Raw genomic sequence first — 19,646 nt, forward strand, 5'->3', positions numbered from 1 at the left:
TTTGTTGAAGGATCGTGGGACCAAAATGCGGTAGCGGTTGGTTGACCGAAGGTGACGGGTCGGTGGACCCGGTCGCTGAGGATGAGGGGGAGCTGACATTGGCGGTCGTCCGATTGTTTTCGCTGGATTCCCGCACCTCGATCGCGCGCTGGCTGGTCGTCCTGGCCTGCGTCCTGGCATCGCTTTGGTGCCTGATCCGACTGTTGCGGTTCGTCGACGGCATTCCGATCATCCCGGTCTGGACGCTGGCCGCGCTGCTGCTCGGCAAGCTTTTCGTCGAATCGGTTCGTCGACTGCACGATTGCGGGCAGAACGCGGGGGGCGCGCTGGCAGGCATGGCCGGAATCGGGATTCTGCTGGCGACGGCATCTCTGAGATGGTCGGGGCACGGCGCAGACGGAATTGCATGGGGCGCGCTGATGTTCGCGATCGTCGCGACGGGCGTGATGTTTCTGCGGCCGGGAAGTGCGTACGCCAATGCATATGGCCCGCCCGCACAAGGCATGGCTTCTCCGGTATCGAGCGTGTCCGGTGGCAAGGCCGGAGTGTTCGTAGCCACGGGTTTTGGACTGGTGGGCCTTGCTGCCGGACTGGGGGTTCTCGCCTGGCAATCTGCCCTCGACAGCCAGCGCGACGCGCGCATGGAACGCGTCGCGACTGATCCGCCGCCAACGTCGGCAGACATCGGAACGCGGTCGGACGACACTCCGCTCGACAACGAGAATGCCGCGACATCCGATCGTATCGATGCCCTGTTAAACGAAGGGGGCGCCCGATGATCACGGGTAACGCAACCCGGCTGAAAGCGGCCCAGACCCTGTTATTGCGGTTCATCGAGATCGGCCGGAATTCCGATCCGAAGCGCCGTACGGCCCTGCAACGCAGCCCGGCGGGCTGGCCGATTGCGCGTGACCCGTTCGCACGTCAGATCAAGGCACGCCTCGATGGCCAGCTCCCCAATCAGCTCGAGACATCCTATTGTGGTCCGGCGGCCTTTTTATACTGCCTGTTGCACGATCGTCCCGACGTTTATGTCACATATGCTCTGTCGCTGTGGGAGCGGGGGCATTTCCGGTTCGGCAATCGCAATGCCACGCTGACCCTGTCGAGCGACGACGGGCAGGTCGCAGCGGCCAAGGCGTTGACGACCGTACGTGCGAAAGACGCCGGTCACCGGCATATCGACGACATCGACTGGATGACGATGTCCTGTCTCAGCGCATCGACGCGACCGCTGGATGTCGGGGCGGTGAAGCCCAAGGATCAATTCGGCTCCATCTCCTATCCCGGCGTCGTCCGAAAATGGTTCGTCGCAGCCGGTGCGGGCGTCAGGGCCGACACGATGGGTGCAGGGCTTATGAAAAGTTCGATGCTGGCGACGTTGAGTCTGATGAAGCAATGGACCGGCAGCTGGATCGTCCTGCAGATCGATTCCAGCCTGTTGCAGGGCGGCACGACCAACACTTTCACCAAACGACACTGGGTCGTGGTAGATCCGCATCGTCGCCCGATGATACGCAAAGGCGCGGGCGGACCTGTGGTCCCGCTCGGTGATGCAGCGGAAGAGCTTTGGAAAGAACCATCCGGCGATATCGCGCGCGGATTGCAGGGTGTGCACATGCGAGACTGGGATACGAATCTCAGCATCGTGACATGGGGCGACGAGCATCATGCCATTCATGGGCGAAAGCTCGGGCAGACGATCGGCCGTATCTATGGCGGGTTCGCCTTTTCCCGGTTCAGATAGTCTAGCGGTCGCTCCGCCTGTCCCGCACGATGCATGACTGGTGATTTCCCCGTCGCCACGCCCTTGACGACTCACGCCCTCCGGCACATATCCCCGGCGTTGGCACTCGCATAATGTGAGTGCCAGAAATCTGTCACACTGACCAAAAGAGGGACTCAGCAATGAACTTTCGTCCGTTGCACGACCGCGTCCTCGTTCGCCGCGTAGAGGCGGAAGAGAAGACGGCCGGCGGGATCATCATTCCCGACACCGCCAAGGAAAAGCCGCAAGAGGGTGAAGTCGTCGCCGCTGGCACCGGCGCGCGCGCCGAAAACGGCACGATCACCCCGCTCGACGTCAAGGCCGGCGACAAGATCCTGTTCGGCAAATGGTCGGGCACCGAGGTCAAGGTCGACGGTGAAGACCTGCTCATCATGAAGGAATCCGACATCCTTGGGATCGTTGGCTAACGCCAACAGGCTCGAGAATATCGGCTGATTCTCGCGTCCGGGAGCGATTTCGACCCGGACGTAGTGTCAACTTCCACAACTTCCAATTTTCGAAAGGGTAGCCACCATGGCAGCCAAAGACGTAAAATTCGGCCGCGACGCGCGTGAGCGCATTCTTCGCGGCGTCGATATCCTCGCCGACGCGGTGAAGGTGACGTTGGGTCCGAAGGGCCGCAACGTCGTGATCGACAAGAGCTTCGGCGCTCCCCGCATCACCAAGGACGGCGTCACCGTCGCCAAGGAGATCGAGCTGAAGGACAAGTTCGAGAACATGGGCGCGCAGATGGTGCGCGAAGTGGCCTCGAAGACCAACGACATCGCCGGCGACGGCACGACCACCGCGACCGTTCTGGCGCAGGCGATCGTCCGCGAGGGCATGAAGTCGGTCGCCGCGGGCATGAACCCGATGGATCTGAAGCGCGGCATCGACATCGCCGTCCTGAAGGTCGTCGAGGACATCAAGGCGCGCTCGAAGCCCGTCGCCGGCACCAGCGAAATCGCGCAGGTCGGCATCATCTCGGCCAACGGCGACCGTGAAGTCGGCGAGAAGATCGCGGAAGCGATGGAGAAGGTCGGCAAGGAAGGCGTGATCACCGTCGAGGAAGCGAAGGGTCTCGATTTCGAGCTCGACGTCGTCGAGGGCATGCAGTTCGACCGCGGCTATCTGTCGCCCTACTTCATCACCAACCCGGAAAAGATGACGGTCGAGCTCGCCGATCCGTACATCCTGATCCACGAGAAGAAGCTGTCGAATCTTCAGGCGATGCTCCCGATCCTGGAAGCCGTCGTCCAGTCGGGTCGCCCGCTGCTGATCATCGCCGAGGACATCGAGGGCGAGGCTCTCGCCACGCTCGTCGTCAACAAGCTGCGCGGCGGCCTGAAGGTCGCAGCGGTCAAGGCACCCGGTTTCGGCGATCGTCGCAAGGCGATGCTGGAAGACATCGCGATCCTGACCAAGGGCGAGATGATCTCGGAAGACCTCGGCATCAAGCTCGAGAACGTGACCGTCGGCATGCTCGGCACCGCCAAGCGCGTCACGATCGACAAGGACAACACCACCATCATCGACGGTGCGGGTGATGCGGAGTCGATCAAGGGCCGTACGGAAGCGATCCGTGCGCAGATCGAGAACACCACCAGCGACTACGACCGTGAGAAGCTCCAGGAGCGTCTCGCCAAGCTCGCCGGCGGCGTCGCCGTGATCAAGGTCGGTGGTTCGACCGAGGTCGAGGTGAAGGAGCGCAAGGACCGCGTCGACGACGCACTGCATGCGACCCGCGCAGCCGTCGAAGAAGGCATTGTCCCCGGTGGTGGCACCGCGCTGCTGTATGCGACCAAGGCTCTTGAGGGCGTCACCGGCGTCAACGACGACCAGACCCGCGGCGTGGACATCGTCCGCAAGTCGCTGACCGCGCTGGTCCGCCAGATCGCGCAGAACGCCGGTCATGACGGTGCCGTCGTGTCGGGCAAGCTGCTCGACCAGAACGACACGTCGTTCGGCTTTAACGCGTCGACCGACACGTACGAGAACCTGGTGACCGCCGGCGTGATCGACCCGACCAAGGTCGTCCGCACCGCGCTGCAGAACGCCGCTTCGGTGGCCGGCCTGCTCATCACCACGGAAGCGACCGTGTCGGAACTGCCGGAGGACAAGGCTCCGAGCATGCCCGGCGGCGGCGGCATGGGCGGCATGGGCGGCATGGACTTCTGATTTCGGACCGGGGCAGGCACAGCCTGCCCCGGACACAAAATCAGAACCGGCCGGCGGGATCGGCCAGCCGATCCCGTACCGACGTGCCAGCACCGGCTTTGCCGGTGCTCGTTCGAAGCGAAAACAAAGGGCCGGGGAAGCAATCCCCCGGCCCTTCGTCATTCCCGTCAAAGCAACTCACAACCCGTGCTCCTGCGAACGCAGGAGCCCAGTGTTCCGAATACTTCAAGCCGTGGTCCTGCCCCACCCTGGGTTCCTGCGTTCGCAGGAACACGCAGATGCGATGTCATGCGCAAGCCTCGCTTCACCGGACGAAGCAACCCACGCCCCACCCGCACGTTGCCGCCATCATGAACACCGACGCGACCCGCCCCGACATCCCCGCCGACGGCGCGATCCTCGGCTACGGCCCGATGCTCCCGCTCGTCGTGGCCGGCGCGGGCGCGTGGCTGCTCCCCCCGCCATGCCCATTCTGGGCGGTACAACTCGGCATCATCTGGGGTGCATTGGTGCTGGCGTTCATCGCCGGCGTCCGCCGCGGCTTCGGTTTCGGCTATCCGCAGGCGTCCAAGCCGGCGGAGATCAGCGCCAGCATCGCCTATTTCACGCTCGCGGGTCTCGCACTGGTGATCGGCCGTCCGTCGATGGCGTTGATGCCGCTGATCATCGGCTACGTCCTCGCCGCCCTGCTCGATCGCCGTGCCGCACTGGCGGGAAATGCACCCGCCTATTTTGCGACGCTGCGGCCCCGTCAGCTGCTGATCGGCGCTGCGGGGCTGGCGGGTTTATGGGCGTGGACGATCAGCTACTGATCAGGCGTCTTTCATCGCCTCGATCAGCTTCTTGACCTCCTGACTTCGGCCACGCGGCAGGATCAGGACGTCGTTGCCGCTCGCGACGACAATCAGGTCGCTGATCCCGACCGCCGAAACGCGGATACCGTCGGTGCGAATAAGGCAATCGCGCACGTCGATCGCCAGCACCTCGCCACGATGGGCGTTTCCGTCGCCGTCGCGATCGCTGATCGCATGCAGCGCGTCCCAGCTGCCGACGTCGCTCCAGCCCATATCAACCGGCACGACCGCGACACGCTCGGCGCGTTCCATCACCGCATAGTCGATCGAATCCGACGGGGACGCGGCGAAGGCGTCGGCATCGGGATAGATCCGCCCGCCATCACGCCGTGCCCCGGTCATGGCATCCTGCGCGGCGGTCAGCATCGCGGGAGCATGCGCTGCCAGTTCACCGAGAAAGATATCCGCGCGGAACAGGAAGATGCCGCCGTTCCACGCGTGATCGCCGGATGCCAGCATCTCTTCGGCCCGCTCCCGGATCGGTTTCTCGACGAAGCGGGCGACCCGGTGAACGCCGTTCGTCAGCGGCTCGCCGATCCTGATCCAGCCATACCCCGTTTCTGGCGCGTCGGGAGCGATCCCGAACGTGACCAGCCAACCCTCCGCGACCAGCGGCATCGCTGCCTCGATGGCGGCGTGAAATGCGGCGATGTCGGCGATGACGTGATCGGACGGCATCACCAGCAACGCATCCTCGCCCTTCGCTGCCAAGGCGGCAAGCGCGATCGCCGGCGCGGTGTTGCGCGCGACAGGCTCGAGGATCACCGCCTGCGGCGTCGCGCCTACGGCGCTCAACTGTTCGTCGATGTGATCGGCGTGCCGGGCGCTGGCCACCACGATCGGCGCTGCGAACGCCTCGCCATGCGCTCGCCTCGCGGTGAGCTGCAGCATCGTTTCCTCGGCGGTCAACGCCAGCAGCTGCTTGGGCATTTCCGGGCGCGACATCGGCCATAGCCGGGTGCCTGATCCTCCGGAAAGGATCACGGGAACGATCGTCATGGTGGGTGAGAAACTCCTTGGACGTATCATCATAGCTGAACGAGCCGTAGCTGAACGAATGCAGCGACGAAACGACCCAGATGAAGCGCCTCTTCAAGCTTTCTTTGCTTTTTTCTGCGAGGCGGAAAGTTGCCTGTCGGAAAAGCTTACAGGCGCGGTCGGAAGGAAGCGGGGATGATCCGCGTTTTCAAGCATTACGTTCCCTATGCCGTGCTGCTGCTCGGACTGGTGGATGCGGTCCTGCTGATCGCCTCGGCGGAACTGGGCTGGGTGATCCGTGCGCACCAGATCGGCATGCTGATCGAGCCAACCTCGTCGCGCCTGCCGCAATTGCTATCGTTCGCGTTCGCTCTTCAGATCGCACTGGTCGCGGTCGGCGCCTATGGCGTCGCGTCGTTCCTGTCGCTGCGCTTCGCCGCGGCACGGCTGGCGGTTGCGATCCTGCTGGGGGTCAGCTTCCTCTCCATCCTCTTCTTCCTCGTTCCACCACTGGCATTGTGGCGATCGAACCTCGCCTATGCGACGCTGATCGCGGGAATCCTGCTGGTCGTGGTTCGGGCGTTGCTGGGCCGGACGTTGGGCAGCGAGACCTTCAAGCGGCGGATCATCGTGCTGGGGGCGGGGCATCGCGCCGCCCGCATCGGTGGACTGGCCGCGCTCCCGGGATCGAATGTCGTCGTCGCCGGCTATGTCGCGATGGGGGAGGCCAACCCGGTCATCACGGACGCCGTTCCGCGCGACCGGATTCCCAATCTCGCCGCGCATGTCGTCGATAACGGCGCGAGCGAAGTCGTTCTGGCACTCGAGGAACGCCGCAACGCCTTGCCGCTGAAGGATCTGCTGCGCGTCAAGACGACGGGCGTGATGGTCAGCGAGATCTCCAGCTTTCTCGAGCGCGAGACGGGGCGGATCGACCTCAATTCCGTCAATCCGTCGTGGCTGATCTTCTCGGACGGTTTCGCCTCCGGCCGCATGCTGTCGAGCGCCTTCAAGCGGGCGTTCGACGTCGTCGCCAGCCTGCTGCTGCTGTTCCTGACGCTCCCGGTGATCCTGCTCACCGCCGCCGCGATCAAGCTCGAATCCAAGGGTCCCGCCTTCTACCGCCAGCGCCGCGTCGGCCTGTACAATCAGGGCTTCGACATCATCAAGTTGCGCTCGATGCGGCAGGATGCGGAAGTCGCTGGCAAGGCGGTATGGGCGGAAAAGGACGATCCCCGCATCACCCGGGTCGGCCGATTCATCCGTATGGTGCGCATCGACGAACTGCCGCAGACGTGGACGGTGCTGAAAGGCGAGATGAGCTTCGTCGGCCCGCGTCCCGAACGCCCGCAATTCGTCGAACAGCTCGAACAGCAGATTCCGTATTATGCCGAGCGCCACATGGTGAAGCCCGGCATCACCGGCTGGGCGCAGATCAACTACCCCTATGGTGCGTCGATCGAGGATGCCCGCCACAAGCTGGAATACGACCTCTATTACGCCAAGAACTATTCGCCCTTCCTCGACCTGCTGATCCTGCTCCAGACGCTGCGCGTGGTGCTCTGGCCGTCGGGAGCACGCTGAGGCCGTGCCGACGCTGATCCTGTGGGGCCATGCGCTCGCGGCGCTGGCGTTCGGTGGGCTGGCGCTCGCCTGGCTCCGCCATACCCAGCCGCTGGCACCGCGCGCGCCGCTCGCCTGCGCGCTGATCGCCACCGCGCTGTGGGCACTTGCCGTCGCGGGCATCGGCGCGGGCGACGTGGTGGCGCGGCTCGCCGAATCGGTGCGCAATCTCGCATGGCTGGCGCTGATGCTGACCTTCGTCCGGCAGGCACGTAGCGGCAGCATGCCGCTTTACGCGGTCTATGCCGCCGCGGGATCGATCACCGTCTTCGCAACGGCGCTGGCGCTGTTCGAAACCTTGCCGCTCGGTATCGAGGCACAGGCGGCGGTCATCCAGTTCAGGCTGATCGCGCGCATGCTCGCGGCGATCGTCGGGCTGATGCTGGTCCATCAGCTCGCCTTCGTCGGTGCACCGCGCAACCGCGGCCGTACCGTCCTGCTCGCCGCCGCCATCGCGACGATGTGGGGTGCGGACCTGTTCGCCGCGGCGCTCGGCTGGGGACTCGGTGGCCGGCCTGTGGTCGTCGTCGCCGCAAGAGGCTTCGTCATGACCGGCGTCGCCCTGTTGCTGGCGCTGGCCGCCCGGCGTGGCGAACGAGGGCTGACCGTTTCGCATGGGGTGGCGCTGCGGCTGTTTTCCGTCGCCGCGGTCATAACGTATGCCGGCTTCACTATCCTGCTTACCCAGATCGCGGAACGGTTTGCCGGCCATACCGCCCGGATCGTCCAGACCGCGATCGTGCTGGGTGCGACGACGGCGCTGGTCACCTTGCTGTCGACGCCATGGCTACGGGCGTGGGCGAAGGTGAAGGTCGCCAAGCACTTCTTCCGCCATCGCTACGATTATCGCGCCGAATGGCAGCGGTTCACCGCGACGCTGGGATCGCCCGGGCCGGGCGCCGACCCGCTCGACCAGCGGATCGTACGGGCCATCGCGGACCTGACCGGATCGCCTGCCGGCTTGTTGCTGGTTCCCGACGGGGCCGGGCTGGGCCCGGCCGCCGCCTGGCACTGGCCAGACACCGGCAGCACCGAGGCCGCATTGTCGGAGCACCTCGCCGCCAGCACGCGAATCGTCGAGCTCGATCAGGTCCGTCGCGGCGAAGCTCCGGCCGAGGAAGCCGCCGCCGTGCCGCAATGGATCTGCGACCACCCGGAAGCCTGGGCGCTCGTGCCCCTGATCCACGGCACAAGCCTGATTGGCGCCATCCTGCTCGCTCGCCCCCCGATCGACCGCGCGCTCGACTGGGAGGATCTCGACCTGCTCCGCGTCGCCGGGCGACAGGCCGCGAGCTATCTTGCCGAGGATCGTGCGCACGCCGCGCTCGCCGACGCCGCACGGTTCGACGAGTTCAATCGTCGCTTCGCCTTCATCATCCACGATATCAAGAATCTGGTCAGCGGCCTCAGCCTGGTCGCGCGCAACGCCGAACGCCATGCCGACAATCCCGCCTTCCGTGCCGACATGATCGAAACCCTGAAGGATTCCGCGGCCCGCATGAACGCGCTGCTTGCCCGCCTGTCGCAGCACCATCGCGCGGAACCGGAACCCGTGCAGCCGGTCGATCTGGCGGCGCTGGCGCTGCGGCTGGCGGCCGCGCGACGCGCCCAGCATCCGATCGTGGTCGAGGGGGTGGGCATGGCGCTTGCCCAACCCGGCCGGCTGGACCAGTTGCTCGGGCACCTGTTGCAGAACGCGATCGAAGCGAGCCCTTCGGGCACCCCGGTCACCATCCGCGCCGGGTACCACGACGGCCGCACGGTCGTCGACGTAGTCGATCGCGGATGCGGGATGAGCGCCGCTTTCGTCCGCGATCAGTTGTTCCGCCCGTTCGCCTCGTCGAAGCCGGATGGCTTCGGCATCGGCGCCTATGAAGCGCGCCAGCTTGCCGAGGCGATGGACGGTACCATCGACGTCGATAGCCGGCAGGGCGAGGGGACGCGATTCCGCCTGTCGCTGCTTGCGGCCCGCACCATGGAGCAGGCGGCATGAGCACCAAGCCGGTCCTGCTGATCGTCGAGGACGACCTTGCGCTGCAACGCCAGTTGCGCTGGGCCTATGAGGGGTATGAGATCGTCGGCGCAGCCACCCGTGCCGAGGCGATCGAGGCGTTGCGTCTTCACGAACCAGCCGTGGTAACGCTGGACCTCGGCCTGCCGCCTGACCCCGACGGTACCGGCGAAGGCTTCGCGACGCTCGCCGAGATCCTCGCGCTGAAGCCCGACACCAAGGTGATCGTCGCGTCCGGCCATGGCGCGCGGGAGAGCGCCCTGAATGCGATCGGACTGGGGGCATGGGATTTCTACGCCAAGCCGATCGACATCGACGCACTCGGCCTGATCGTCGCGCGTGCGTTCCATGTCCATGCGCTGGAGGCGGAGAACCGTCGCCTCGCGGCGCGCGAACCGGGCGGCTCGGGGTTCGGCGGATTGATCTATGCCTCTGACGAAATGGCGAAGGTCGTCCGCACCGTCGAACGGGTTGCCGCCGCCGACGTATCGGTGATGCTGCTCGGCGCGAGCGGCACCGGCAAGGAATTGCTGGCACGTGGTATACACGACACATCGCCGCGGCGGCGTGGCGAGTTCGTCGCGATCAACTGCGCCGCGATCCCCGACACGCTGCTCGAAAGCGAATTGTTCGGGCACGAGAAGGGTGCATTTACCGGCGCGGTAAAGACGACGCCGGGCAAGATCGAACAGTCGGCGGGCGGCACCCTGTTCCTCGACGAAATCGGCGATGTGCCGCTGCCGTTGCAGGTCAAGCTGCTGCGGTTCCTGCAGGAACGCGTGATCGAGCGGATCGGCGGGCGCAAGGCCATCCCGGTGGACACGCGGATCGTCTGCGCCACGCACCAGAATCTGGAGGCGATGGTCGCCGACGGGCGCTTCCGGGAAGATTTATATTATCGGCTTGCCGAGATCATCGTCCGGATCCCCAGCCTCGCCGAACGAACCGGTGACGCCGGCCTGCTGGCACGCACGCTGGTGCGCAAGCACGCCGATGCGATGAAGCTGGCCATTACCGGACTGGCGCCGGACGCGCTGGCAGCGATCGAGGCATGGCCGTGGCCCGGCAACGTGCGCGAACTGGAAAATCGCATCAAGCGGGCGGTGATCATGGCGGACGGCAAGCTGATCACCGCAGCCGACCTCGATCTGGGCGGCGACGCGGGCGAGGCGTTGCCACTCAACTTGCGCACCGCGCGCGAGCATGCCGATCGCAAGACGATCCGGCAGGCGCTGGCGCGGGCGGACGGCAATATCTCCGGCGCGTCGCGGCTGCTCGGTGTCAGCCGGCCGACGCTGTACGACCTCCTGAAGAGCTACGACCTGCATGGCTGAATCCCGCTATCCGATGATGCGCCGTAGACGCCGTCGCGCGTTGCGACTGCCGCGTCTGCGTCTGCGTCTGCGTCTGGCACATGGCATCGCGCTGGCCACGCTGGTCGCGATTGCGGCGATTCTGGCTTTCGTCCTGTTGCGTCCGGCCCCGCGAATCGATCCGGTGCGCGCCCTGCACGATTCCCGCGCCGCCTATCGCATCGGCAACTACAGCGCGGCGCGCAATCACGCGCTCGCCGCCCTGGGCGCCGTCCCTGCGTCGCAGCCCACGTTGCTGCTGCTGGCGCGCAGTTACCTGAAACTGGGCGATGGCGTGGCCGCCGAAGGCGCGGTGAGCCGTGCACGCGCGCTGAACGTTCCCGAAATCCGCGTCGCGAGCCTGCGGGCGCAGGCGCGTTTCCTGCAATCCGATTATCAGGGCGCGATCGATGCCGCCGCGATGGCACCGGCAGACGACGTGGATGCCGTTCGCGCACGCGCGCGGGCGCTGGCCATGCTCGGCGATGCCGGCACCGCCGCAGCGCTGCTGGAACACCTGTCGGCGCGAGCGCCGCGGGACGCCGCGATATGGGCCGATCTGGGGCGGGTACGACTGAATGCCGGCGAGATCGCCGGTGCCACCGCAGCCGCCGCGCAGGCCGCGCGACTGTCGCCGGGTGATCCGGTACCGTTGACGCTTCAGGCGGAGATCGTGCGGACACGCTACGGCCTTACCGCCGCGTTGCCGTGGTTCGAGGCGGCGTTGTCCCGCGATGCCTATTACCATCCCGCGCTGATCGAATATGCGGCGACGCTGGGCGAGGCCGGGCGCCATGCGGACATGCTCGCTGCGACCCGCCGTGCACTCGCCGCACGACCGGGCAGTCCGCAGGCGTTCTACCTGCAGGCGGTACTGGCCGCGCGGGCCGGACGGCTCGATCTGGCCCGCGAGATGCTTCAGCGCGCCGGAACCACGATCACGACATTGCCCGGGGCGGCGCTGCTCGGCGGCGGGCTGGATTTCGTGGCCGGGCGTTACGAGCGGACGATCGGCAGCTGGCGTCCGCTGGCCGCCGACCAGCCGATGAACGTCGTGCTGCGCCGGCTGCTCGGTGCGGCGATGCTGCGCTCTGGCGATCCCCAGGGCGCACTTGCCCAATTGCGTCCGATCGCGTTGCGCGACGATGCCGACGCCTACACCCTGACCCTCGTCGCCCGGGCGTTCGAGGCGACCGGCGACCGCGTCAGCGCCGCGCGCTTTCTCGACCGGGCGGCATCGGGCGCGCGCGGTGGTCCGGCGGTGTTCGCCAGCGACGACAGTGTCGGCGTGGTGCTGGCCGAGGCACGCGACGATCCGTCCGACCCCAATTACATGCTGGGCGTCATCCGCGCCCAACTGACCGCGGGCGATGCCGCGGGTGCGATCGAGCGAGCGCGGACGCTGGTTGCGGCCAGTCCCGGCGCACCCGCCGCGCAGGTCGCGCTGGGCGATGCGCTGAGCGTCGCCGGCCGGTTCCCCGAAGCGGCACAGGTCTATACCCGTGCCGCGAGCCTGACGTTCGATGAACCGACGATGCTGCGGCTGGTCGATGCATGGGCACGCGCGAACCGGCCGCGCGAGGCGGCGGCGGCGCTGTCGCTCTACCTTCAGCAGAACCCCCAGAGCCTGTCCGGCCAGCGTATCCGCGCGCGCCTGCAAGTGGCGAACGGCGATGCCGACGACGCGATCGAAACACTGGAAGGCTTGCGCCGGATGACCGGCAACCGCGATGCCGCGGTGCTCGCAGATCTGGCGAGGGCCTATGCCGCGAGCGACGAAGGTCCGGTCGCGCGCACCTATGGCCGCGCCGCCTATCGTCTGATGCCGATGAACGCTTCGGTCTGCGATGCCTATGCGCTGGCGCTGGCCGCCGACGGCGATCTGGCCGGTGCGCGGCAACTGGCGGCGAAGGCTGTGGCGCTGGCGCCGACCGATCCGGCGATCGCGTCGCACGCACGCCAGATCGCCCGCTGACGGTTGCGCGTGCGCGCGTGCCGCGTCATGAGCGCGACCATGGCCGACCCACTGGAGCGTATCGCCGCGGCGCTCGACCGCCTTGCCCCGCCGCCACCGCCCGGCGACGATGCCGCCGCGCATCCGGCCTATGTCTGGCGAAGCGGTGCGCTGATTGCCGCGCGTGCGTTCGCGCCGTTGCCCCTCGATCTGCTGATGCGTGTCGACAAGCAGAAACTGGCGTTGGTCGAGAACATGCGCAGGCTGGCGGCGGGCGCTGCGGCGCAGGACGTGCTGCTGTGGGGCGCGCGAGGAACGGGCAAGTCGGCGCTGGTCAAGGCCGCGATCGGTGCGGTGCAGGCGGATGGCGGAGATGTCGCGCTGATCGAGGTCGGCGATCTGGATGCCTTGCCGGGTCTGTTCGCGCTACTGGCGCCGGTGCGGCGGTCGTTCGCCCTGTTCCTCGACGACCTTGGATTCGATGCCCCCGCGGAAGCGCGGACGCTGCGGTCGCTGCTGGAAGGCGGTGCGGAGGCGCGGCCGGACAACGTCCGCCTGATCGTGACCGCCAACCGCCGTCATCTGGTGCCGCGCGACATCGCCGAACAGGATGGTGCGATCAACCCGCGTGACAGCATCGACGACCAGCTTGCGCTCGCCGATCGCTTCGGACTGAGCCTGGGTTTTCACGCGCTCGATCAGGACGGTTATTGTGCGATCGTCGCCGTTTATGCCGCGCGCTTTGCCTTGCCCTACGACGCAGCGGAGGCGGTCAATTGGGCGACCCGCCGCGGTAGCCGGTCGGGGCGCGTGGCGTGGCAATACATCACCGAACTGGCCGGGCGAGAGGGCAGGGCGCTGCGTTAACTCAACCCCTCGACCTGCTCCGCCAACTCCAGCCAGCGCATCTCCGCAGCATCCTTTTCAGCCCGAGCCGTCTCGATCGCCTGCGTCAGCGCGGCGAAGCGTTTGGGATCGCGGACGTACAGTGCGGGATCGGCAAGCAGCGCCTCGTCGCGGGCGATCGCGGTGTCGATCGCCTCGATCCGCCCCGGCAACTGGTCGTAATCGCGCTGGTCCTTGTAGCTGAGCTTGGTTCGCGCCTGCGGCGGGGGCGGGGGAGCGGTTCTGGTTGCGGCGGGTTTGCGGGTTTCGCTTGCGCGTTTGCGCTGCCGTTCCCAATCCTCATAGCCGCCGGCGACGACGTCCACCGCGCCCGATCCGTCGAGCCCCAGCGTGACGGTAACCGTCCGGTCGAGGAAGTCGCGATCGTGGCTGACGATCAGCACCGTGCCGCCGTAATCGGCGATCACTTCCTGCAACAGGTCGAGCGTTTCGAGATCGAGGTCGTTGGTCGGTTCGTCGAGCACCAGCAGGTTCGACTCGCGGGCGAATTCGCGTGCGAGCAGCAACCGCGACCGCTCGCCGCCCGACAGCGTGCCGACCTTTGCCTCGACCAGGCTGGGGTCGAACAGGAATTCCTTCAGATAGCCGTGGATGTGCTTGCGCACGCCCAGCACGTCGATCCAGTCGCCGCCATCGGCCAGCACCTCGCGCACCGTCTTGTCGGGTGCCATCAGGCTGCGCTGCTGGTCGATGACGATGCCGTCGAGCGTCTTCGCCAGCTTCACCTGACCCTCGTCGGGCTGCAATTCGCCGGTCAGCAGCTTCAACAGCGTCGTCTTGCCTGCACCGTTGCGGCCGACGATGCCGATCCGGTCGCCGCGGGTGACGCGCAGGTCGAGGTCGCGGATGATGGTCCGCTCTCCATAGCTCTTCGACGCATGCTTCACGTCGATGACGATCTTGGTCTTGCTGTCGTCGGACGACGTGGCGAGGTTCGCCGCACCTTGCGGCCCCATCATCGCGGCGCGTTCGGCGCGCATGTCCTTCAGCTTGGCAAGGCGGCCCTGGTTGCGGCGGCGGCGGCCGGTGACGCCGCGTTGCAGCCAGTGCTCCTCGATCTTCAGCTTTGCGTCGAGCCGCTGGGCATTCCGCTCCTCCTCGGCATAGACCTGCTCGGTCCACGCCTCGAACCCGCCGAAGCCCACCTCGGCGCGGCGGATCGCGCCGCGATCCATCCACAATGTCTGCCTGGTCAGTCGAGTCAGGAAAGTGCGATCGTGGCTGATGACGATGAACGCGCCGCGGAAGCGCCCAAGCCATTCCTCAAGCCAGTCGATCGCGGCGATGTCGAGGTGGTTGGTCGGCTCGTCGAGCAGCAGCACGTCGGGGTCCTGCGCCAGTGCACGGACGATCGCCGCGCGTCGCCGCTCGCCGCCGCTCGCCGAGGCGGACTCGCGGGTGAGATCGATGCCGAGTTGGTCGGCGATTGCCTCCGCCTCGTGCGGCGCGGGCGCATCGTCGCCGCGCAGCACGTAATCGGCGAGCGTCTCGCATCCGGCGAGGCTGGGCTCCTGTTCCAGCAGCACGACACGGGTGCCGGGAACGATGACGCGCCGCCCCTCGTCGCTGTCGATCGTGCCGGCGATCAGCTTCAACAGCGTCGTCTTGCCGGCGCCGTTGCGCCCGATCAGCGCCAGCCGGTCGCGTGCGCCGATATGGATGTCGAGGTGGCGGAACAGCCAGCCGTGACCCTGGATGACGCCAAGGTCTTCGTAAGCGAGAATGGGTGCGGCCATGGCCGGCGCAGGTAGGGGGTGGAATCGGTCACGGCAAGCACACCCGCGACGCCGCATCCCGGATGCGGTCGGGTGAACGGCATGCGACCGCTCCATTCACAGGGTGTTCAATGCCTTCTGCCTATGCCAGTCCTTATGAAGATGGTCTTGCCCCTCCTGCTTCTCGCCGTCGTGCCTGCGCTTGCTCCCGTTGCGGCGCAGGCTCCGGATCAGCGTCGCAGCGATCAGGAGCGCGCCTATGACGCCCGCCGCAAGGGTGCGGTGCTCTCGCCGCGCCTGATCGAGGGGCGGGTACTGCCGACGATGAAGGGTTATGAGTATCTCGGCTTCGACCTGGATTTCTCCACGTCCGTTTACACGTTGAAATTCATGCGCGATGGAGTCGTCGTCTGGGTCGACGTCGATGGACGTTCGGGCCAGATCATCGGCCGCACCGGTCGCTAACAGGGGTATGACATGCGCGTTCTGATCGTCGAGGACGAGCCCAATCTCGGCCAGCAGCTGAAGAACACCCTCGAGGGTGCGGGCTACGCCATCGATCTCGCCACCGATGGCGAGGAGGGGCATTTTCTGGGGAGCACCGAGAATTACGATGCTATCGTGCTCGACCTCGGCCTGCCGGAGATCGATGGGCTGACCGTGCTCGATCGCTGGCGCAAGGAGGGCAAGACGATGCCCGTGCTGGTGCTGACCGCACGCGACAGCTGGTCGGACAAGGTCGCCGGCCTCGACGCCGGCGCGGACGACTACGTCGCCAAGCCGTTCCAGACGGAGGAGCTGATCGCCCGTCTGCGTGCGCTGATCCGCCGTGCATCTGGCAACGCATCGTCCGAACTCACCGCTGGCGACGTGCGCCTCGACACGCGGTCGGGCAAGGTCACACGGGCAGGCGAACCGGTGAAGCTGACCGCGCAGGAATACAAGCTGCTCAGCTACCTGCTGCATCACAAGGGCAAGGTGGTCAGCCGCACCGAATTGATCGAGCATATCTACGATCAGGATTTCGATCGCGATTCCAATACGATCGAAGTGTTCGTAACGCGCATCCGCAAGAAGCTGGGTCAGGACGTGATCACCACGATCCGTGGTCTGGGCTACAGTCTCGAAGACCCGGACGCCTGATCGAACCGTCATGGATACGCGGCCGCCAGTTCCCGTTTTGGCCGAAGCCCCGCCGCGCCTGCGCGCGGTCACGACCGGGTCGTTATCGCGACGGATGATCCTGATCGCGGCGGCCTGGATCGGGCTGCTGCTGTTCGGCGGCGGCTTCGCGCTCGACCGGGTGCTCGCCAATGCGGTCGAGCGCAACTTCGACGACCAGATGCAATATGTCCTGCGTTCGCTGATCGCGTCGGCGGAGATCGGCCCGGATGGCGAGGTGGTGTTCGCGCGTGACGCGGCGGCCGACCCCCGCTTCCTCGAACCCTATTCCGGCCTTTACTGGCAAGTTTCGGCACCCGGCTTGCCGGTCACCGAAGCCTTCCCCTCGCGATCGCTGTGGGATCGACGCCTGTCCTTCGGCACGGCGCATGACGACCGCAACGTGCATTTCTACAATAGCAGCCAGTTCGCCGATGAGAAGCTGCGCGTCGTCGAACGTGATGCGCAGCTGCCGAAATCCCGGATCCACTGGCGCTTTCAGGTGGCGCAAAGCCGCCGCGGCCTCGATGCGCAGATCACCGTGCTGCGGCGGACGCTGGTGCGCAGCTTTGCTTTGCTCGGGCTGGGTCTGGTCGTGCTGGCGTGGTTGCAGACGCTTTACGGTTTGTGGCCGTTGCGACGGGTGCGCGAAGAGATCGCCCGGATGCGCGCCGGCCAGTCGAACCGCGTCGATTCGGCCATGCCGATCGAGGTCGCGCCGATGGTCGAGGAACTGAACGCGCTGATCGAACACAACGAACGACAGGCTGAGGAGGCGCGTCGACACGCCGGCAATCTGGCGCATGCACTCAAGACCCCGCTCACCGTCATCATGAACGCGGCGACGGCGCAGGCGGACGATCTGGCGGATACGGTGATTCGCGAAGCACGGACGATGCGGCGGCAGGTCGACCATCATCTCGCCCGCGCGCGCGCTGTCGGTCGCCGCGGATCTGCGCACAGCCGCGCCGACGTCTGGCCGAGCGTCGAATCGGTCGAGCGCGCGGTCGCCCGGCTCTATCGCCATGTCCGCATCGACGTGACCGGTCCCAAGGACCTGAAGGTTCACGTCGAACGGCAGGATCTGGACGAGATGCTCGGCAATCTGATTGAGAACGCGGCCAAATACGGTGGCGGCAGCGTGTTCGTGACGGTGGCCGCGCAAGCCGGCTTCGTCGAATTGCTGGTGGAGGACGACGGCATGGGCATCCCCGACGAGGATCGCGTCCGCATTTTCGATCGTGGCGTGCGGCTGGATACCGGCAAGCCGGGCACCGGGCTTGGATTGGCGATCGTCCGCGACGTTGCGGAAATCTATGGCGGCACGGTCAGTCTGGAAGAGAGCGAGGATCTGGGCGGTCTGCTGGTGCGGCTGAGGCTGCCCGCCGCAACGTGATCCTGACCGCTTGCGGGGCGCGACAGAGACGCTAACGCGCTGATCATGCGTATCTTTCGTCCGATCCTGTCCGGTGCTGCATGGAACGACCGGCTGCTTGCGGGCGTCGGTGCGGCGTTCGGCATCCTGCTGACCGGGCTCATCACGAGCCTGCTCGCGGGCGGCTGGCCCGTGCCGCAGTTGATGGCTCCGATCGGGGCCAGCGCGGTGCTGGTGTTCGCGGTGCCCGCCAGTCCGCTCGCACAGCCATGGGCGGTGATCGGCGGCAACGGTCTGTCCGCCGCCTTCGCCCTGCTGGTCACGGTGGTCACGCATCAGCCGATCATAGCCGCACCGGTTGCGGTCGGCGGCGCGATCGTCCTCATGTCGCTGCTACGATGCCTGCATCCGCCGGGCGGTGCCGTGGCGTTGAGCGTGGTGCTGCTCCACATGGCCGGCACGCCGGCGGACTGGCATTTCGCACTGTCGCCGGTCGCAGTGAATTCGGTTTTGCTGGTGATCGCGGGCGTGCTGTTCCACCGCATCTCGCGGCACAGCTATCCGCATCGCCCGGCGACTGCCGTGCCATCGCCCGCGTTTCTGACCGAGGACGTGGATGCCGCACTGGCCGAGATGCACGACACCTTCGACATCGCGCGCGAAGATCTCGATGCGCTGCTCGCCGCCGCCGCGCGACACGCGGCGATCAGGCGGGGACGGTCAGGCCGCTCATCACCTCCGCGGTGATCGCCAGACTGCGCTTGCGGGCATCGTGGTCGTAGATCGCGCTGGCGACCATCACTTCGTCCACCCCGGTGCGTCCTATGAAAGCGGCGGTCTGGCGCGCGACCGTCTCGGGCGAACCGACCGCGGAGCATTGCAGCACATGGTCGAGGATCGCGGCGCCTTGCGCGCCCAGACTGGCCCGATAGCCAGCGACCGGTGGCGGCATCTGGCGCGGATTACCGGTACGCAGCGCGACGAACGACTGCTGCTGCGAACTGGCGAGCAGCTCCGCTTCCTCATCGGTATCGGCGGCGAAGACGTTGAAGCCGGCCATGGCATGTGGCTTGGCAAGTTGCGCGGAGGGGCGGAAATCGCGGCGATAGATCGCCAGCGCACTGTCCAGTGCATCGGGCGCGAAGTGCGAGGCGAAGGCATAGGGCAGGCCTAGCGCAGCGGCGAGCTGCGCGCCGAAGGTGCTCGACCCCAAAATCCATAGCGGCACGTTCGCGCCGGCACCCGGCGTAGCGGCGATGCCGGTTCGCCCGTCGTCCGCGAAATAGCTCTGCAGCTCCATCACGTCCTGCGGGAAGGCATTGGCATCGCTTTCCAACGTCCGTCGCATCGCGCGAGCGACGCGCTGGTCCGATCCCGGCGCGCGGCCGAGGCCCAGGTCGATCCGGCCCGGGAAGAGCGCATCGAGCGTGCCGAACTGTTCGGCGATGACCAGCGGCGCATGATTGGGCAGCATGATCCCGCCCGCACCGACGCGGATACGGTTGGTCGCGGCGGCGACATGCGCGATCACGACAGCGGTCGCAGCACTGGCAATGCCGCGCATGCCATGATGTTCGGCGACCCAATATCGCTGAAAACCGAGCGTTTCGGCGTGCCGCGCGAGGTCGGCGGCATTGGCCAGCGATTGCGCCACGGTGCCGCCTTCGACGACCGGCACCAGATCGAGCAGGGAATAACGTGTCATGCCCGGAAGATGGGGGCGGAGCCGCGTTCCCGCAATCCGGCGGGCATCGACCGGCGGCTTGTGCCT

17 protein-coding genes are annotated in these 19,646 nt (G+C 66.6%); 14 read left to right on the plus strand and 3 right to left on the minus strand.

Annotation, left to right across the window (positions count from 1 at the left end; translation table 11 throughout):
• Positions 1-41: 41 nt before the first annotated feature.
• From LRA87_RS01945 to LRA87_RS01965, 5 genes are all read left to right on the plus strand, one after another.
• Positions 42-779, plus strand: coding sequence for a hypothetical protein (locus LRA87_RS01945; RefSeq protein WP_230628718.1), 738 nt, complete (start codon positions 42-44; stop codon positions 777-779).
• Positions 776-1,747: a hypothetical protein gene (locus LRA87_RS01950; RefSeq protein ID WP_230628719.1), complete on the plus strand. Its 972-nt coding sequence runs from the start codon at positions 776-778 to the stop codon at positions 1,745-1,747. Before LRA87_RS01945 ends, LRA87_RS01950 begins: the two co-directional genes overlap by 4 nt.
• Positions 1,748-1,908: 161 nt before the next feature.
• Positions 1,909-2,196: a co-chaperone GroES gene (groES, locus tag LRA87_RS01955; protein WP_037532998.1), complete on the plus strand. Its 288-nt coding sequence runs from the start codon at positions 1,909-1,911 to the stop codon at positions 2,194-2,196.
• A gap of 106 nt (positions 2,197-2,302) precedes the next feature.
• Entirely contained in the window at positions 2,303-3,946 is a 1,644-nt protein-coding gene (gene groL / locus LRA87_RS01960; RefSeq protein ID WP_230628720.1) for a chaperonin GroEL, read from the plus strand.
• 350 nt (positions 3,947-4,296) lie between these two features.
• Positions 4,297-4,758: a DUF3429 domain-containing protein gene (locus tag LRA87_RS01965; protein ID WP_230628721.1), complete on the plus strand. Its 462-nt coding sequence runs from the start codon at positions 4,297-4,299 to the stop codon at positions 4,756-4,758.
• On the opposite strand, the gene LRA87_RS01970 is transcribed toward LRA87_RS01965, so the two are convergent.
• Positions 4,759-5,799 carry a mannose-1-phosphate guanylyltransferase/mannose-6-phosphate isomerase gene (locus tag LRA87_RS01970; protein WP_268934815.1) on the minus strand — a complete coding sequence of 347 codons (1,041 nt, stop codon included), beginning with the start codon at positions 5,797-5,799 and terminating at the stop codon, positions 4,759-4,761.
• Positions 5,800-5,973: 174 nt separating this feature from the next.
• Between LRA87_RS01970 and LRA87_RS01975 the strand changes: the two genes are divergently transcribed.
• From LRA87_RS01975 to LRA87_RS01995, 5 genes are read left to right on the plus strand one after another with little or no spacing between them, the layout of a single operon-like run.
• Positions 5,974-7,362, plus strand: a complete 1,389-nt coding sequence (locus LRA87_RS01975; RefSeq protein ID WP_230628722.1) for a TIGR03013 family XrtA/PEP-CTERM system glycosyltransferase — start codon at positions 5,974-5,976, stop codon at positions 7,360-7,362.
• 4 nt (positions 7,363-7,366) lie between these two features.
• A complete protein-coding gene (prsK, locus tag LRA87_RS01980; protein WP_230628723.1) occupies positions 7,367-9,394 on the plus strand; it encodes an XrtA/PEP-CTERM system histidine kinase PrsK in 2,028 nt (675 codons plus the stop codon).
• A complete protein-coding gene (prsR, locus tag LRA87_RS01985) occupies positions 9,391-10,746 on the plus strand; it encodes a PEP-CTERM-box response regulator transcription factor (RefSeq protein ID WP_230628724.1) in 1,356 nt (451 codons plus the stop codon). Before prsK ends, prsR begins: the two co-directional genes overlap by 4 nt.
• Positions 10,739-12,739, plus strand: coding sequence for a tetratricopeptide repeat protein (locus LRA87_RS01990; RefSeq protein ID WP_230628725.1), 2,001 nt, complete (start codon positions 10,739-10,741; stop codon positions 12,737-12,739). The genes prsR and LRA87_RS01990 overlap by 8 nt, the downstream gene beginning before the upstream one ends.
• 39 nt (positions 12,740-12,778) lie before the next feature.
• On the plus strand, positions 12,779-13,585 hold the full coding sequence (locus tag LRA87_RS01995; protein ID WP_230628726.1) for an ATP-binding protein: 807 nt from the start codon (positions 12,779-12,781) through the stop codon (positions 13,583-13,585).
• Here LRA87_RS01995 and LRA87_RS02000 read toward each other — a convergent pair.
• On the minus strand, positions 13,582-15,360 hold the full coding sequence (locus LRA87_RS02000; RefSeq protein WP_230628727.1) for an ABC-F family ATP-binding cassette domain-containing protein: 1,779 nt from the start codon (positions 15,358-15,360) through the stop codon (positions 13,582-13,584). The two genes, LRA87_RS01995 and LRA87_RS02000, sit on opposite strands and share 4 nt — an antisense overlap.
• A 135-nt stretch (positions 15,361-15,495) precedes the next feature.
• Here LRA87_RS02000 and LRA87_RS02005 point away from each other — a divergent pair, with 135 nt between their 5' ends.
• From LRA87_RS02005 to LRA87_RS02020, 4 genes are read left to right on the plus strand one after another with little or no spacing between them, the layout of a single operon-like run.
• Complete coding sequence (locus tag LRA87_RS02005) at positions 15,496-15,804, plus strand: hypothetical protein (RefSeq protein WP_230628728.1); 309 nt, start codon at positions 15,496-15,498, stop codon at positions 15,802-15,804.
• A 12-nt stretch (positions 15,805-15,816) separates the two neighbouring features.
• Positions 15,817-16,482, plus strand: coding sequence for a response regulator transcription factor (locus tag LRA87_RS02010; protein WP_230628729.1), 666 nt, complete (start codon positions 15,817-15,819; stop codon positions 16,480-16,482).
• Positions 16,483-16,492: 10 nt separating this feature from the next.
• On the plus strand, positions 16,493-17,896 hold the full coding sequence (locus LRA87_RS02015) for a sensor histidine kinase (RefSeq protein WP_230628730.1): 1,404 nt from the start codon (positions 16,493-16,495) through the stop codon (positions 17,894-17,896).
• A 45-nt stretch (positions 17,897-17,941) separates the two neighbouring features.
• Complete coding sequence (locus tag LRA87_RS02020) at positions 17,942-18,622, plus strand: HPP family protein (RefSeq protein WP_230628731.1); 681 nt, start codon at positions 17,942-17,944, stop codon at positions 18,620-18,622.
• Here the strand turns inward: LRA87_RS02020 and LRA87_RS02025 are convergent.
• Positions 18,582-19,580: an LLM class flavin-dependent oxidoreductase gene (locus LRA87_RS02025; protein WP_230628732.1), complete on the minus strand. Its 999-nt coding sequence runs from the start codon at positions 19,578-19,580 to the stop codon at positions 18,582-18,584. The two genes, LRA87_RS02020 and LRA87_RS02025, sit on opposite strands and share 41 nt — an antisense overlap.
• Between the last annotated feature and the right edge of the window lie 66 nt (positions 19,581-19,646).

The organism is Sphingomonas sp. Leaf37, from assembly GCF_920939475.1.
GTDB lineage: Bacteria > Pseudomonadota > Alphaproteobacteria > Sphingomonadales > Sphingomonadaceae > Sphingomonas.

Excerpts from the sequence above, each read along its gene's own strand:
- LRA87_RS02000 (WP_230628727.1), bottom strand. The coding sequence starts at position 15,360 with ATGGCCGCACCCATTCTCGCTTACGAAGACCTTGGCGTCATCCAGGGT.
- LRA87_RS01975 (WP_230628722.1), top strand. The coding sequence starts at position 5,974 with ATGATCCGCGTTTTCAAGCATTACGTTCCCTATGCCGTGCTGCTGCTC.
- LRA87_RS01990 (WP_230628725.1), top strand. The coding sequence starts at position 10,739 with ATGGCTGAATCCCGCTATCCGATGATGCGCCGTAGACGCCGTCGCGCG.
- LRA87_RS02025 (WP_230628732.1), bottom strand. The coding sequence starts at position 19,580 with ATGACACGTTATTCCCTGCTCGATCTGGTGCCGGTCGTCGAAGGCGGC.
- LRA87_RS02020 (WP_230628731.1), top strand. The coding sequence starts at position 17,942 with ATGCGTATCTTTCGTCCGATCCTGTCCGGTGCTGCATGGAACGACCGG.
- LRA87_RS02015 (WP_230628730.1), top strand. The coding sequence starts at position 16,493 with ATGGATACGCGGCCGCCAGTTCCCGTTTTGGCCGAAGCCCCGCCGCGC.
- LRA87_RS02005 (WP_230628728.1), top strand. The coding sequence starts at position 15,496 with ATGAAGATGGTCTTGCCCCTCCTGCTTCTCGCCGTCGTGCCTGCGCTT.
- groL (WP_230628720.1), top strand. The coding sequence starts at position 2,303 with ATGGCAGCCAAAGACGTAAAATTCGGCCGCGACGCGCGTGAGCGCATT.
- groES (WP_037532998.1), top strand. The coding sequence starts at position 1,909 with ATGAACTTTCGTCCGTTGCACGACCGCGTCCTCGTTCGCCGCGTAGAG.
- LRA87_RS01995 (WP_230628726.1), top strand. The coding sequence starts at position 12,779 with ATGGCCGACCCACTGGAGCGTATCGCCGCGGCGCTCGACCGCCTTGCC.
- LRA87_RS02010 (WP_230628729.1), top strand. The coding sequence starts at position 15,817 with ATGCGCGTTCTGATCGTCGAGGACGAGCCCAATCTCGGCCAGCAGCTG.
- LRA87_RS01950 (WP_230628719.1), top strand. The coding sequence starts at position 776 with ATGATCACGGGTAACGCAACCCGGCTGAAAGCGGCCCAGACCCTGTTA.
- LRA87_RS01970 (WP_268934815.1), bottom strand. The coding sequence starts at position 5,799 with ATGACGATCGTTCCCGTGATCCTTTCCGGAGGATCAGGCACCCGGCTA.
- prsR (WP_230628724.1), top strand. The coding sequence starts at position 9,391 with ATGAGCACCAAGCCGGTCCTGCTGATCGTCGAGGACGACCTTGCGCTG.
- LRA87_RS01965 (WP_230628721.1), top strand. The coding sequence starts at position 4,297 with ATGAACACCGACGCGACCCGCCCCGACATCCCCGCCGACGGCGCGATC.